The following is a 13,914-nucleotide window of genomic DNA, read 5'->3' as shown; positions in this document are numbered from 1 at the left end:
GCGAAAGGAGTATGATAACAACTTATGGATGAGACTCTTCCGGCACTTCCGCTTTCTCAGACGGGGTTCTGCGGAGATTTCAGCCGGAAAAACAATCGCTTTTCTGAATTTCCATGGCTTGGGTCGGGTTATGCGCTGGAGGAGTTAATGGCTATAGGGTCTGAATCCGACGATGATCCTGTCGGGGAACAGCGGCCGGCGCATATGGAGCGGCGACGCTGGGCGCGTGAACCGGCCATGGGCAAGGAACGACCACCCAATGCCTCCCCTGCACTCGTGCCGCTGCGATTCTCGACGCAGGACCTGCCACCGACAGAACAGTTCCCGGCCTGGCGTGCACATATGGCGCCGCTCGTGGATGTTCATTTGCCGGAGGGAAAATCACCGGATGACGGGTTCATCGCGGAGCAGATCGGCTGGCATCTCGGCGATATCCTCGTCGTACAGCAGCGCGTGCATGCCCACAGATATGTCCGCGATCAGGCCATGCTCCGATCGAGCCCCATCGACCACTGGAATGTCGGCCTGCAGCGCAGCGGCCAGGCCTGGACCGAGGTCAACCGTCGTGTCACCGAGACAGGTGCAGGCGAGATATTGTTCATGTCTCTCGGCAGCCCCTATCGCGGACGGATGACAGATAACGAAGCTTTGCTCGTGTTCCTGCCGTATGAGCTGCTGGCGCGCGATGCGAGCCTTCTCCAGAGCGCCGGCAACGCGGTTCTTTCGGGCAGCCACGCCGAGTTGCTCACGGGCTATCTCACAGGCCTCGAAACGAACCTCGGCAATCTGACGATCGAGGAAGTGCCCCGGATCATCCAAACCATCGGCGATATGGTCGTTGCGGCCGCCGCATCATCCGCAAGGACTGATACCGGTCAAAACCAAACCAACATGGGACTGATGGAGCGGGCGCACCGCTACATTCACGTCAATCTCCATTCGGCGAACTTGACACCGGACATGATGTGCCGCGCGTTAGGGATTTCGCGTACGCGGCTTTACCAGCTGTTTGAGGCGAGCGGAGGTGTGCTCAACTATATTCGCAAGCGACGATTGCTGCAGGCCTATGCGGATCTCAGCAATTCGGCCGACCACAGGCCGATTTCAGAAATCGCAGAAGCTGCCGGTTTCGAGGTCGCTGCCAATTTTACGCGCGCCTTCATCCACGAATTCGGGCTGAGCCCGCGTGAAATCCGAAGGACTGTGACAACCCAACAGCGGCCAGCTCCGGCCATCAGCTCCACGCGGCGCTACGGAAAAACGATCGGAGATTGGCTGGCCCCGAGGGGTTGATCCGGGTCGGGCTGAAATCCAAACTCGAATCACGTTAAGCGGCGGCCGACGCGCTTGCCGAAGGCACCGCGGGCTCACTCCAGACCGATGGCCAATCGCCTGTTGCGGTCTACGATGCCTGCTGCTCATCATCTTCGCAAATGTGCAGCGACTCCCCCTCCTGCCCGGGCCAGTCCGCAGCGGATGGCTCCCGCGCTCGCCACCTCGTCCAGCATGCCTTTGTGTGCCGATTCCAATAAAGCCGCGCCTTCATTCCAAGACGATTGCGCCCCCGGATTCCGGGATGACCTCGCCCCTCGTCGCCCGGGCGATTGGTGCCACGCCAGAATATGAGCAGTCCCGGCATCGTCACAAGAAGGTCGAGATGCTCCTTGCACACTTGAAACGCATTCTACGGATGCCCCGTTTGAGGCTGCGAGGTCCGTGCGGCGCGCCAGATGAATTCCTGCTTGCGGCAACCGCCCCAAACCTCAGGAGACTGGCCAAACGGACATTATAAAGGTCGCTGCACGGCGGCATCGCTGTATAAGAGTGGCATAAATCGATACCTTGCGCACAGGCGCAGGGCAAATAACAACTCCCCGCCCAACAGGCCTAAACGACGGGTTAAGCGACTAATCCATAGAGTTTTTTAACGATATCGGCGCGCCGCGGAGCTATAACCTTTACGGGCCTGTCGTGTTCGTCCCCCGTGGACGGAACTGCTTTCATAGTTGGGCGTTTGTGTCAGTTAGATCGGGTGCTGCTGGCATTCCGCGGGCACTGCCGAATGGGAGAAAAATCATGAGAACGATATTGATCGCCTTAGGTGCGTTAACTGCTTTAACTGGGTCTGCTTTTGCGGCCGAGCCTGCCAAGATGGTGGATACGAAAATGGGCAAGGTCCTGGCTACTGAAAAAGGCATGGTCCTTTACACCTTCGACAAAGATACAAAAGGAAAATCCAATTGCGATGAGGATTGCCTGAAGAAGTGGCCGGCGTTCCACGCTGGAGCCAAGGCCAAGGCAGAAGGCGAATGGACTCTAGTCAAGGCTGCGGATGGCAAGGAGATGTGGGCCTACGAGGGCAAGCCGCTATACACCTATGTCGAGGATAAGAAAGCCGGTGAAGCCAACGGCGATGGCGTTGGGGGAGTTTGGCACGCGGCCAAATAGCTGAACCGACGGCCGTTTGAACGGACAGTCGTCGGATCGCCGTGAACCGAAAGACCGACCTCTGAAACTATATATCCCTTCTCTACGGCTTTCGCCGACAAAACCGGCCTGGCTCGAGCGAGAAAGCTGGCCTTGGCGTCGAGAACGTCTTCAGCGTCGACGTCCTAGATGTGAGCTTTCCGGAGGTTGTCCATTCGGAGCGGATTTAGGAGACTGGAGTTACCACACCTCAGTTTTCCGGGATCACTCTGAATGGTATCGCCAAGTTGTTTGAAGCAAGTTGCGCGCGATCAGCTGGACTAAGCTCAGGCGGTCATTTCCGCGGTATAGTCATGCCAGAGGGCAAACGCATCCGCCCTGGCGTGACGGCAAGACGCGGCGTGATTTTGTGGCGGTGGGGCCGGAAGATCAGATTGACCCGGCGGTGGGCAGCGAGAAACCTCTGTGCTTGCCGCGGTGACTTGAACCTGCCGAATATCTTCTCCCGCTTTCGTGTCGGCCTGTGCGAGACTTCGACCGCACTATTGAGTCCTTTGTGCGCCCGATGCTCGGCCGCGAGGGGTTCGGATCGGCTTGATGTAGCTGCGGAGTTTGTCCGTAACGACAACCCTTGGCATGCCGAACCGAGCAACCAAACCGCGCAGGAAACGCCTTGCGGCCTTCGCATCCCGACGTGGCTGAACCAGAATGTCGAGCACACATTTATCGCGAGGCGCAGGTCGATCTCGCCGGACACAGACTGCAAAATGCCGCCCGAAGCGATTGACCCAAAGCCGGATTGCTTCCCGCTGACAACGACACCGCGTTCGGCAAGCAGGTCTTCCACGTCGGCGGTGCTCAGCGCGAAGCGATGATAAGCCCATACCGCATAGGCGATGATTTCACGGGCAAAGCGAAAGCCTTTCAGGCGCGGCATTTGGCACGGGATATTCATCCGGGCTCGAATAGCCGACGCAGACAAGTCAAACAACTTGGCAATACCGCTCAATGTTCATGGCCAGGTGACGGATGTCATGCAGATCGGCTGGCTCGCAGCTGAACTCGGCATCCCGGTCAGCCTCGGCAACGCTTTCCTGGAAGCCGGCGTCCACATGGCTGTCGCACTTCCGGAGGTCGAGTGGCTCGAATGTTCATTCCAGAATTTCTTTCATCTCGTAGAGCAGCCAATAGACGTCCGCGATGGTTTCGCCCATGCGCCGACCCGCCCGGGACATGGCCTCGTTTTGAGCGAGCCAGCCCGGCAAGACTGGGCGCGTCTAAAGCGGTGGATCGATCAGCCCTTGGAAGGTTGGCGGGCGCAGCGATGTCGCCTGCGGCTGCACAAGTGGGTCACATTCGACGAACGTCAGGCATTGCAGCTAGTTCAGACGTCGCCCTGTCGATTTGTCGAAGAGATGGATTGCTCCGGCATAACCCTTCAGATGGATCTTTTCTCCGACGGCGATGTCCGTTTCGCGGGGCAGTTCCACCGTCAGCATGCGAGCGTCTCCGATCTCGACATACGCGTAGGTGTGACTTCCGAAACGTTCTGCAACAGACACCTCTCCCGAAAACCATGCCTCCTCGGGTGAACAACGGGTGAGATCTTCCGGTCGAATGCCAAATACGATCGATGCCGCACGACCACCATGTTCCGCGATCTCGATCTGGTGTCCGAGCACGGTGATCGAATTACCGTCTGCAGGCGCTGCGTCGATTGTGTTCATCGTCGGGCTGCCGATGAAGCGCGCCACGAAAAGACTTGCTGGTTTGCGATAGAGATCCAGGGGCTTGCCGATCTGCTCGACCACGCCAGCGTTCATCACCGCGATCCTGTCAGCCAAGGTCATGGCCTCGACCTGGTCATGGGTGACGTAGACCGTGGTTGCCTTCATGCGATTGTGAAGCTTGGCGATCTCCAGACGCATTTCAACGCGCAGGGAGGCATCGAGATTGGAGAGCGGTTCGTCGAACAGAAACGCCGCCGGCTCTCGAACGATCGCGCGGCCCATGGCGACACGCTGGCGTTGGCCGCCAGACAATTGGGCAGGACGGCGCTTGAGGAAATCCTTGATCTTGAGGACGTTGGCAGCGTTTTCGACCCGCCTGTCGATTTCGTCCGATGCCGCACCACGCATCTTGAGGCCAAACGACATGTTGTCTTCAACCGTCATGTGCGGATAGAGCGCATAGTCCTGAAATACCATGGCGATGTTGCGCTCGGCGGGCGATAACGTGTTGACCGTGGCGCCGCCGATAGCAAGTTCGCCTCCCGTTATATCTTCGAGCCCAGCGATCATCCGCAGCAGAGTGGACTTGCCGCAGCCGGAAGGCCCGACCAGCACGAGAAATTCGCCGCTGGCGATATCGATGTCGATATCGTGGATAACCTGCAGTTCCCCGTAGGATTTGCTGATCTTGTTGAGCGTGATGCCGGTCACGACGTTCCTCCATGTCTTTTCGCCTTGACGGCCATTATCGATATCATTATTGATAACGATAAGACAAGCGAGATGCAATCGGCAACAGGTTCGATCAATGGCATATTTTTCCCCAGGCCCACGGTCACCAAGCCGCCCAAGGCTTCGCTCGCCTTCAATGCGCTGAAGCGCGACATCATGCTGGGGAACCTTGCGGCCGGAACCGGTCTGACGGAACTCGACCTCGCAGCGCATTTTCAATGCAGCCAGGGAACTGTTCGCGAAGCGCTGCTGCAGCTTCAGGAGGAAGGCCTCGTTCGGCGCCAGGGTCATCGCGGGACCCAGGTTTCCGAATGCACCGCGGATGAGGCGGTGGAGATGTTCCGCTTGCGCACCCACATCGAGTGCAGTGGTCTTCCTCGGACGATGCGGTCGCTCGGCAAGGCGTTGATCGCAGATTTGAACGCAATGCTCGACGATATGGTGGCCGCGGCCGAGGGCGACGATGAACTTCATCTCGCGGCAATCGACCGGGATTTCCATCGGCGCATTCTCGAAGCCGCCAATCTTCCGGCCCTCGATCCGATCTTGCACCGGTGCCTCGTACACAACCACCGCTTCAAGATATCGAGGAGCCGCTCGGCGCGCGACCTTCGCGCGACGGCGTTGCGCCATCGCAGCATCATAGACGCCATCGAAAGCGGCGACATTGCTAATGCCACCGCTGTCATGCGTCACCATATCGCGACGATCGTCGACTTAGGTCCCGATGTTTTTCCGGATGCGAACCAGTGAGTGCGGTCGCGGCAGATCCCGGAGTGCTGTCGGCCGAGATGCAGGCCCTGTGGGCGAGGGTTGCGGCCGACACGGGTCCGCAGACCGATCCGACACTCCTGCCAGCTGCCGAGGGCCGTGCGCAGTCGGCACGCAACAACGAGCGCTGGAACGTCAACCTGCCGCCGATGGCGGTAGACCGGCAGGTGTGGATCGCTGCCGACAGTGGACTTGGTTCTCACCCCTGCCGCATGCGTATCCTATCGCCGGCGGATGCCGAAGGCGGCGTCATATTTTTCGTGCATGGCGGCGGTTTTGCCTTTTGCAGCCCAGAAACACATGAACGTTTAGCACGCGTCTTGGCCGCGGAAGCGCGGATGACCATTGTCATGCCGGATTATCGGTTGGCGCCGGAAAACCCCTTCCCGGCCGGGTTGCTTGATACGGTCGCATGTCTTCGGGCCGTGCTGGACGGCAAAATCGAAGGTGTCGATTGCCGGCCTCTTCTTATCGCGGGCGATTCCGCTGGCGCCAATCTGGCGCTTGCCGCAATCCTGCATGAATTGCGCGACGACCGCGCCCTTCCTGACGGCGGACTGCTATTTTACGGCTGTTATCGGTGCGATCTCTCCGGCGAGTCCTATCAGCGCTTCGAAACCGGACCCGGCCTGACGACGGAGCGGATGCGCCGCTATTGGAATTGGTATGCAGGTGAGCAGGCAATCGCTTCTGATGAACTTGCCTGTCCACTGGTGGCAACGGATGACGCGTTGTCGAGGTTGCCACCGCTCTATCTGATGGCTGCGGGGGTCGATCCGCTCTTTTCAGATACGATGGCGCTTCATGCGCGCCTCAGGGAACTGCATCGCAATGACCCTATCCACATCGTTGCTGGGGTCACGCACGGCTTTCTGCAAAACACCAATGAGCTTGAGGCAGCGCGGGAGGCGTTGCGCTCGGCCGGTGCAGCGGCGAGGGCTTTGAAGAACAGAACGTGAGAATTGCTGAAACTGGAGGAGATAAAGGCAATGAAACTCTTGAGGAAACTGGCCTTGGGCGCGGCGATGGCTGCCTCCCTTGCGCTCAATCCAGCACGGGCCGCAGAGACAGTCCGCTTCTGGTACCACTTCGACAACCCCGCAAACCCGATGTCCGATCTGGTAGCCAAATTCGAAAAAGCCAATCCCGACATCAAGATCGAGGCCGAAAACGTTCCCTGGAACAGTTACTACGACAATCTCTACACGGCCCTTGTCGGCGGCAACGCACCCGATGCGGCCATGGTCAAACTTTTCGCGCAGCCGCGCCTTCTTGAAATGGGCGCGCTGGAGCCGATCGGCGACCGCATCAACGCGTGGCAGGGCAAGGCAGATCTTCTCGACAATCTGCTCGAACTGAACAAGGGCGCCGATGGCCAGCAATATTACCTGCCGATCCAGTATGTGGTGCTCTACCTCTATTACCGCGCCGATCTGTTTGAAGCGGCCGGTCTCAAGCCGCCGACGACTTGCGAGGATTTCCGCGAGGCGGCGATCAAGCTGACCAAGGCGCCCGACACCTACGGCTTCGGCCTGCGTGGGGGCAAGGGTGGCTGGGATCAGTGGGGCGCTTTCGTATTTTCGAAAGGCGCCGAACTGAAGCCCGGCGGCCTGACGACGCCAGAAGCCGTGGCCGCCAATCAATGGCTGATCGACTTGTTCCAGAAAGACAAGGTCATTCCGCCATCGGCGCCGAATGACGGTTTCCAGGAAATCATCGCGGCCTTCAAAACCGGCAAGACGGCGATGACGATCCATCATATCGGCTCGTCCAAGGATCTGGTTGCCGCTCTGGGCGACAAGGTTTCGGCGGTACCGGTGCCGAAATGCGGCGGCAAGCAGTGGACGTCCTATGGCGACGAAGTCGCTTGCCGTCTTCTCGTCGTCCTCGGTCAAGGATGCATCCTGGAAATGGATCTCGTTCCTGGCGGAAGGCGAAAACAATGTCGCCTTCAACACCGCGACCGGCCAGATGACCGTGACGAAAAGCGGGGCAGCCGATTGGAAGCTTCACGAACGCCGCTTCGTCGACGCTACTGTCCAGTCCCTGCCCTTCGCCCACGTCCTGCCCCAGAGTTCCGGGACGTCCGAATTCGTGAACACGGCCTGGCAGACGGCGATGCAGCAGGCCCTGACCGGCCAAACCACGTCGCAGCAGATGATGGAGCAGCTCAACACGCTCTTTGCGGAGTAAATGCCCGTGGCTCCGGTGGACCATCCACCGGAGCCACCCCATCGCGTAAATTTGAAAGTCAGGATTTTCGCATGTCGACGATCGTTTCCACGCCCAGGGAACAGAAGGTAAAACCGTTCTGGCAACGCCAGCATTTTATGCCCTATTGGCTGCTGGCACCGGCTGTTTGCGTCACCGCTGTGATCGTCTTCCTGCCGATGATCCAGGCCGTTTTCACAAGCTTCTACGATCTCGTCCTGTTCAAGCCGAATGCAAGCCGCTTCGTCGGATTCGGCAATTACGTCAAATTGTTCAACGACCCTGTGTTCTGGAGCGCCCTGTGGAACACAGTGATCTGGATCGGCCTGACGGTGCCGCTGCAAATGGGCCTTGGCCTCCTCACAGCGCTGCTTCTCAACCGCGAATTTCCCTGGCGCGGGCTGGCGCGCGCCCTTGTCATCATCCCCTGGGCGCTGCCAAGCGTCGTCATCGCACTGATGTGGCGCTGGATCTATGATCCGAACACCGGTGTCCTCAACGATATCCTGCTCTACCTGCACGTCGTCCAGACGGCGGTTCCATGGCTCGCCGATCCGGGCGTCGCGCTTTACGCCATCATCGCAACGCTGACGTGGCAGGGTTTCCCCTTCTTCGCGGTGATGATCCTTGCCGGGCTTCAGGGAATTCCGAAAAGCCAGTATGAAGCCGCCTCGATCGATGGCGCATCCGCCTGGCGGCAATTCGTGCACATCACCTTGCCGGGTATCGGCCCGGTTCTGGCGACGGCCGGCCTGCTGCGGGTAATCTGGGTCGCCAATTCGATGGACGTGATTTTCGTCATGACCGGCGGCGGGCCAGGCTATGCCACCCATACGCTGCCGCTCTACGCCTTCATCAAGGCGCGTCAGAATCTCGACTTCGGCTACGGCACCACCATCGCCGTCACCTTCACCCTTTTGCTCGGCGCTTTTGTCGCCGTCTATCTTGCCCGCACCATGCGCGATGTTGAACGATGAACAAATCCAGCACCTTACGCCGCATCCTGACGACCGACCTGCCGGTTCTCCTAATCGTGATCTTCGCCATGGCACCCTTTGCATGGATGATCTTGACATCGCTGACTCCAACGGCAGTTCTCAGTGCCACAGGCGTTTCCATTTCGCCCTCGGGCTGGAGCTTTGACAATTACGTCCGCCTGATCGAACAGACGTCATTTCTGAAGAACATGCTGGACAGCCTGATCATCGCCGTAGGCACCGTCGTTGTCGGACTGCTGGTTTCCGTCACGGCAGCTTACGCCTTCTCTCGCTTCAGGTTCGCAGGACGCAAAGCGTTCATGCTGCAGTTTCTGTTGATCAACATGTTCCCGATCGTGCTTCTGATCCTGCCGCTTTTCGTGCTGTTTCGAAAGCTCAACATCCTCGACACGCATTTCGCGCTGATCCTCGCCAATGCGACGGCGGCCATTCCCTTTGCCGTCTGGATGCTGACCAGCTATGTCGGCGCAATCCCCAGGAGCCTCGACGAAGCGGCGATGACGGACGGGTGCACGCGGCTGACGGCATTGCGCCGCGTCGTGTTGCCTCTGATGATGCCCGGCATCATCTCCACCGGAATTTACATCTTCATCACCGCCTGGAACGAATATCTCTATGCTCTGACGCTCGGCGGCAAGAACGTTCGCCCCGTGACCGTCGCGATCCAGACGCTGATCGGCGAATACCAGATCGAATGGGGCTTGCTTGCCGCCGGCGCCGTCGTGGGAGCCTTGCCGGCGACGCTGCTTTTCCTTCTCGTGCAACGCCGCCTGATCGGCGGGCTGACCCAGGGTGCCGTAAAAGGTTGACCACCATACCGCTCCGCGAATGCCGGGCCGGTCGATGAAAGAGGATACACACATGAACCCGATCGGGTTGATCTCCATGCAATATGCAAGGCCTTTCACGGCCGAGCATTTCCCGCTCTTTACGCGCATGCGCCAGCACGGCTACGATTTCGTCGAGCTGCTGGTTCCCGAAGTCGGCGAGATCGACATGAAAGAGGCGCGCAAGGCTCTGGACGATGCCGGGCTCGGCGTCGTGCTGGCCGCACGCGTCAATCTGCAGCGCAATCTCTCTTCGGCTGAGGGAGACGCCCATCGCGCCGGCATAGACTACCTGAAATACACGGTCGATTGTGCCAAGGCGCTTGGCGCGCAAATCGTCGGAGGCCCGCTGACGGGCAATCCCCTGGTCTTTGCCGGCCGCCCGCCCCAGCCCGTGGCGGAAGAAGAACGCCTTGCCCGCAAGCGGCGCTGCGTGGCGGGTCTGCGCGAGGTCGGCGACTATGCCAAGGCCGCCGGCATTCTGCTGGCCGTCGAGCCCCTTAACCGTTTCGAGAGCGACGTGCTGTGCACGACGCAGCAGGCCATCGAACTGCTCGATGCCGTTGACCACCCCGCGATCCAACTGATGCTCGATACCTTCCATATGCACATGGAGGAAAGCTCGATAGCCGAGGCCATTCTTCTTGGCGGCACCCGGATCGTGCATTTCCAGGCGAACGAGAACCATCGGGGCTTTCCGGGAACCGGAGCAACGGACTGGGTCTCGGTCTGCCGCGCCCTGCATGCGGTTGGCTATAAAGGGCCGATATCACTTGAGCCCTTCCGCCGCACCGACGATCGGTTCGGTGTTCCCTTCGCGCAATGGCGCCCACCTCATGAGGATGAAAGCGATCGTCTCAGCGCCTCCAGCGCCTTCATCAAGTCTCATCTCACACTGACGGAATATCGCCGATGACATTGAAAATTGGTTGGATCGGGTGCGGCGTCCACGCTACCCAGATGCTTCTTCCGCAACTTGTCCGCCATGACGTCCAGATCGCGGCGCTCTGTGATATAGACGGAAAACGGCTTGCCGATGCGGGCCGGCAGTTCGGCGTCCAGGTATTGGCCAGCGATGTCGAATCGCTGCTTCGCACCCCCGGCCTCGATGCCGTCGGCATGGCCGTCGGTCCAGATCAGCATCTCGCTTTCGGCAAGGCGGCTCTCGAGCGTGGTCTCGGCGTGTTCATGGAGAAACCGCCTTCGGGCTCGGCGGCCGGCGCACGAGAGCTTCTTGCTGCATCCGAAAAGGCCAAAAAGCCGCTCCTTGTCGGCTTTATGAAGCGCTATTCGATCGGCAACAAAATCGCCGCCAATATCGTCAAATCGGGCCGTTTCGGCGACGTTCTAGGCCTGACCGGCTATTACATGACGGCGCCCGGCTACTTCGCAGGCAACGTCGATTATACCGGCTTCTTCCTGCATCATTGCGTGCATTACATGGACCTCGTCTCCTTCCTCGTCTCGCCCGTGCGTTCGATGTCCGCGCGCAAGGTGGAAAAAACGCCGGGCCGCGTTCTCTTCCATATCGGCTTCGAATTCGAGTGCGGCGCCATCGGTAACATCGCCATGGGTACCATTCAGTCTCGGGGCACGCCTGTCGAACGCATCGAACTGATGGGCGACCATCAGCGTATCGAGGTCGAGAATGTCATCGAGGTCCGCTGGCATCGCAACCCGCCCTTCAAGACAGATGATCCGGCCGCGACACTTGCTGACCACGTCGATACCCTGACCTGGAAGCCGAACTTCACGGCTGCCGCGAATGAAGACCCAAAGGGTTATTATTCGCTGCTCGCCGACGTCGTCCCGGCGCTTGGCGGGGCTCAAACCGCGGCACCGACCATTGCCGACGGCGTCATCGCCATGGAGCGGCTGGAGACCATGCGGCGCGAGCTAAGCCTGTGACAGGACTGCCTGGTCAAGATTTCAACATACTCCCCAGCACCAGTAGGTCCGGTCCGCGCACTGCTGGACTAACCGTCGGTAGGAAGAGAGGAAAATCAATGCTGCATGCAGTCCGTGTTCTAACTGGTCTGGTATTCGTGAGCGCAGTTCCGCCTTTGGTGGCGTGTTCAGCTGGTACAACGTCCGAAGTTAAAAGTGGCCGATGCGATGCCGCGGCCGCGCAAACACTCATTGGAAAGCCCAAGCCGACCGACGAGGAGGCCAGGCGGACAACCGGAGCAACCATTGCGCGTCAGATCGCACCCGACCAGCCCGTTACACATGATTACAGAGCTGACCGAATTACCATCGAGACCGATCCCGCCTCCGGCCGGGTGCTGAGAGCCACCTGCGGATGATATTGACGCAAAATGCTGTGAGTGCATTGCACTTGGTCGAAACGGGAATGCGGCTAGCTGTGAGCCTTGGGACCAATAGCCGCGCAATGCTGGCTCACGGTCCGACGTCGCGAGGTGCTGCCAAACTCGCGCGGAATCGCCTGCTGTGGCCAAGTGTCCAGGCGGTGCCTGAATATCCTGCCGTCGCTCTCCAGCACTACCTGCGAGAGTGGAGAAGTCTTTCTAGATCATCGGACACACGCTCGAGAGCTACCCGATGACCATGTTTCTACCCGAGACTTTGGCCTGATAAAGGTTTTCGTCCGCGGCTTTCAAACAAGAGTGGGGATGGAACCCCGGCTGGCAATGAAACACGCCGACACTCGCCGACATTCGCACTTTCGAACCTGACGGAGATCGCAGATCGATACGCGCGATCTCTTCCCGAATTTCCTCGCAACGCATAAGCATCTCGGCAGCCGTCAAATTGCCTTGAAACAGACCGAACTCTTCGCCCCCGAGGCGTCCCGCGAAATCTGACTGTCCTTGGTAGCGGGCGAGGACACGACCGGTGCAGCGAAGAGCTTCATCGCCGGTCGCATGACCATATCGGTCGTTGATCGACTTGAAATAGTCCAGGTCCAGAAACAGCAAGGCGCCGGATATGCCGCGCTGACTGGTCGCGTCTAGATCTTCCATGAAGGCGCTGCGAGTGAGAATCCCCGTCAGGCCATCCCTGCGAGATTGGACGCGAAGGGCGTCATAAGCCTCGGCGATTGTTCAATGCCTCTTTTGTCGCAGCTTCAGCGCGTCGGACTTTTTCCGACTGAGTAAAATGCAGCGCCGAAGCCGGGATCGATATCGCCAGGGGGCAAAAAATCGTCATGAATAGCCCAGCGCCTGCCACTTGCCCGCCCAACAACGGAACAATGATCAACGTAAGAGCCAGGGAGGCGAACACTGAAAGCAGTCCAGTTAAAATAGCCTTTTCGACAATACGACGCATCAATACCACCGTGACGAAGTGAAATCGCTATGGGCTCATGAATTTAAAATGCGTTGAAACACATCGATAAAAATTGATTTATGCGTCCATTTCGTCGAGATTTCGCCGCGAATGGCCAAAATCCTCTCTTGGCTACCACATCGTTGCGACGCAGGGCGTCCTAAATTTCTCGAGCGAGCCAGCGGATCATATTGGCCATCAGCAGATCATAGCCGGGCCATCGCATGAACTCCTGCGACAGCCAGTGCGGGCCGATATCGGTCGTCCAAGCCAGGGTTCGGCCGGCGCCATAATCGCGAACCGATAGGAGCGGCATTTGTCCTGTGCGATGGCGGCAATGGATCAGTGTTTTCGTCTCCGTACCGCCGCGGGCGGCAACGCGGTTCATGCCAAGGAGATAAGGTATAGGCGATGGCACTCCCGCCAGTATCGAATGACCGATTTCATGAATGACCGGGTCCAAGCCCTCTGGCGCCTCTAAGCCATCCGGTCCGGGAAAACACTCGATAGGCAGGCATTCCTCGACAGCGGTGCCACGAAACATGGCAAGACCATCGATGCCTTGAAAGCTGCAATATCCGCCCGCCATCATCAGCGCCCCGCCTTTTTCCACCCAGTCCCTAAGAAGCTCGAGGCGATTGACGGAGCGGCGGCCCGCCCTCGTCTGCGGGGTATAGAGAAGCGACAGCGCACCCACATCGGAGAGCAGGACGACGGAATAGGCCGTAAGGCCTTCCAGTGTCGTCGGGAATTCGCTTTCGCAGCGCTCGCCGCCGATCTGGACGACCGCGATGTCCTGCGCCGCGAGGCCTTGAATATAGCGCTCGGCACCGTTGGAATAGCGTGACGATGCTCCAACCTCATATCCCTTGGCGGCAAAGGACGTGACGTGAAACGTCTCGCCGGCGAGCAACACTGGCTTCATGG

At 59.1% G+C, this 13,914-nt stretch carries 13 protein-coding genes and 4 pseudogenes; 12 read left to right on the top strand and 5 right to left on the bottom strand.

All coding sequences use genetic code 11. The annotated features are described in order from the left end of the window. Positions 1–147 precede the first annotated feature (147 nt). From MF410_RS27905 to MF410_RS27895, 3 genes and pseudogenes are all read left to right on the top strand, one after another. Positions 148–1,293: an AraC family transcriptional regulator gene (locus MF410_RS27905; protein WP_131711482.1), complete on the top strand. Its 1,146-nt coding sequence runs from the start codon at positions 148–150 to the stop codon at positions 1,291–1,293. Between the two features lie 298 nt (positions 1,294–1,591). Beyond that, a pseudogene (locus tag MF410_RS27900) lies at positions 1,592–1,792 on the top strand (IS5/IS1182 family transposase); the annotation flags it as partial. A 284-nt stretch (positions 1,793–2,076) separates the two neighbouring features. After that, positions 2,077–2,448, top strand: a complete 372-nt coding sequence (locus tag MF410_RS27895) for a hypothetical protein (protein WP_131711433.1) — start codon at positions 2,077–2,079, stop codon at positions 2,446–2,448. A 305-nt stretch (positions 2,449–2,753) separates the two neighbouring features. Here MF410_RS27895 and MF410_RS27890 read toward each other — a convergent pair. After that, positions 2,754–3,382, bottom strand: a pseudogene (locus tag MF410_RS27890) (DDE-type integrase/transposase/recombinase). On the opposite strand from MF410_RS27890, the pseudogene MF410_RS36815 reads away from it, so the two are divergent. Continuing rightward, positions 3,324–3,620: pseudogene (locus MF410_RS36815) on the top strand (hypothetical protein); the annotation flags it as partial. The pseudogenes MF410_RS27890 and MF410_RS36815 sit on opposite strands and share 59 nt — an antisense overlap. 186 nt (positions 3,621–3,806) lie before the next feature. Here MF410_RS36815 and ugpC read toward each other — a convergent pair. Continuing rightward, positions 3,807–4,868: a sn-glycerol-3-phosphate ABC transporter ATP-binding protein UgpC gene (ugpC, locus tag MF410_RS27880; RefSeq protein ID WP_239620666.1), complete on the bottom strand. Its 1,062-nt coding sequence runs from the start codon at positions 4,866–4,868 to the stop codon at positions 3,807–3,809. 72 nt (positions 4,869–4,940) lie between these two features. Between ugpC and MF410_RS27875 the strand changes: the two genes are divergently transcribed. The 8 genes and pseudogenes from MF410_RS27875 (at position 4,941) to MF410_RS27840 (ending at position 12,002) form a co-directional block, all read left to right on the top strand. Further along, positions 4,941–5,642, top strand: coding sequence for a GntR family transcriptional regulator (locus MF410_RS27875; RefSeq protein ID WP_239620665.1), 702 nt, complete (start codon positions 4,941–4,943; stop codon positions 5,640–5,642). Then, positions 5,639–6,619, top strand: coding sequence for an alpha/beta hydrolase (locus MF410_RS27870; RefSeq protein WP_239620664.1), 981 nt, complete (start codon positions 5,639–5,641; stop codon positions 6,617–6,619). Before MF410_RS27875 ends, MF410_RS27870 begins: the two co-directional genes overlap by 4 nt. 30 nt (positions 6,620–6,649) lie before the next feature. Then, positions 6,650–7,853: pseudogene (locus MF410_RS27865) on the top strand (sugar ABC transporter substrate-binding protein). A 137-nt stretch (positions 7,854–7,990) separates the two neighbouring features. Then, positions 7,991–8,848 carry a sugar ABC transporter permease gene (locus MF410_RS27860; RefSeq protein WP_239620731.1) on the top strand — a complete coding sequence of 286 codons (858 nt, stop codon included), beginning with the start codon at positions 7,991–7,993 and terminating at the stop codon, positions 8,846–8,848. Further along, on the top strand, positions 8,845–9,678 hold the full coding sequence (locus tag MF410_RS27855) for a carbohydrate ABC transporter permease (protein ID WP_131711430.1): 834 nt from the start codon (positions 8,845–8,847) through the stop codon (positions 9,676–9,678). Before MF410_RS27860 ends, MF410_RS27855 begins: the two co-directional genes overlap by 4 nt. A gap of 52 nt (positions 9,679–9,730) precedes the next feature. After that, on the top strand, positions 9,731–10,612 hold the full coding sequence (locus MF410_RS27850; protein ID WP_131711429.1) for a sugar phosphate isomerase/epimerase family protein: 882 nt from the start codon (positions 9,731–9,733) through the stop codon (positions 10,610–10,612). Next, a complete protein-coding gene (locus tag MF410_RS27845) occupies positions 10,609–11,604 on the top strand; it encodes a Gfo/Idh/MocA family oxidoreductase (protein WP_131711428.1) in 996 nt (331 codons plus the stop codon). The genes MF410_RS27850 and MF410_RS27845 overlap by 4 nt, the downstream gene beginning before the upstream one ends. 98 nt (positions 11,605–11,702) lie before the next feature. Then, positions 11,703–12,002: an I78 family peptidase inhibitor gene (locus tag MF410_RS27840; protein WP_082933888.1), complete on the top strand. Its 300-nt coding sequence runs from the start codon at positions 11,703–11,705 to the stop codon at positions 12,000–12,002. 249 nt (positions 12,003–12,251) lie between these two features. Here the strand turns inward: MF410_RS27840 and MF410_RS27835 are convergent, their stop codons facing one another. The 3 genes from MF410_RS27835 to MF410_RS27825 all read right to left on the bottom strand — a co-directional run bounded on the left by MF410_RS27835 (position 12,252) and on the right by MF410_RS27825 (position 13,912). After that, entirely contained in the window at positions 12,252–12,680 is a 429-nt protein-coding gene (locus MF410_RS27835) for a GGDEF domain-containing protein (RefSeq protein ID WP_239620662.1), read from the bottom strand. Between the two features lie 61 nt (positions 12,681–12,741). Beyond that, a complete protein-coding gene (locus tag MF410_RS27830) occupies positions 12,742–12,987 on the bottom strand; it encodes a hypothetical protein (protein WP_239620659.1) in 246 nt (81 codons plus the stop codon). A gap of 160 nt (positions 12,988–13,147) precedes the next feature. Beyond that, the gene (locus MF410_RS27825) at positions 13,148–13,912 is read right to left on the bottom strand and encodes a glutamine amidotransferase (RefSeq protein ID WP_222135050.1); all 765 of its coding nucleotides are present in this window, start codon (positions 13,910–13,912) and stop codon (positions 13,148–13,150) included. Between the last annotated feature and the right edge of the window lie 2 nt (positions 13,913–13,914).

The organism is Rhizobium sp. C104 (genome assembly GCF_022354505.1).
GTDB lineage: Bacteria > Pseudomonadota > Alphaproteobacteria > Rhizobiales > Rhizobiaceae > Rhizobium > Rhizobium redzepovicii.
This window is presented reverse-complemented; position numbering and strand designations above follow the sequence as displayed.

Excerpts from the sequence above, each read along its gene's own strand:
- MF410_RS27905 (WP_131711482.1), top strand. The coding sequence starts at position 148 with ATGGCTATAGGGTCTGAATCCGACGATGATCCTGTCGGGGAACAGCGG.
- MF410_RS27895 (WP_131711433.1), top strand. The coding sequence starts at position 2,077 with ATGAGAACGATATTGATCGCCTTAGGTGCGTTAACTGCTTTAACTGGG.
- MF410_RS27855 (WP_131711430.1), top strand. The coding sequence starts at position 8,845 with ATGAACAAATCCAGCACCTTACGCCGCATCCTGACGACCGACCTGCCG.
- MF410_RS27835 (WP_239620662.1), bottom strand. The coding sequence starts at position 12,680 with ATGGAAGATCTAGACGCGACCAGTCAGCGCGGCATATCCGGCGCCTTG.
- MF410_RS27840 (WP_082933888.1), top strand. The coding sequence starts at position 11,703 with ATGCTGCATGCAGTCCGTGTTCTAACTGGTCTGGTATTCGTGAGCGCA.
- MF410_RS27845 (WP_131711428.1), top strand. The coding sequence starts at position 10,609 with ATGACATTGAAAATTGGTTGGATCGGGTGCGGCGTCCACGCTACCCAG.
- MF410_RS27830 (WP_239620659.1), bottom strand. The coding sequence starts at position 12,987 with ATGCGTCGTATTGTCGAAAAGGCTATTTTAACTGGACTGCTTTCAGTG.
- MF410_RS27850 (WP_131711429.1), top strand. The coding sequence starts at position 9,731 with ATGAACCCGATCGGGTTGATCTCCATGCAATATGCAAGGCCTTTCACG.
- MF410_RS27825 (WP_222135050.1), bottom strand. The coding sequence starts at position 13,912 with ATGAAGCCAGTGTTGCTCGCCGGCGAGACGTTTCACGTCACGTCCTTT.
- MF410_RS27875 (WP_239620665.1), top strand. The coding sequence starts at position 4,941 with ATGCAATCGGCAACAGGTTCGATCAATGGCATATTTTTCCCCAGGCCC.
- MF410_RS27860 (WP_239620731.1), top strand. The coding sequence starts at position 7,991 with ATGCCCTATTGGCTGCTGGCACCGGCTGTTTGCGTCACCGCTGTGATC.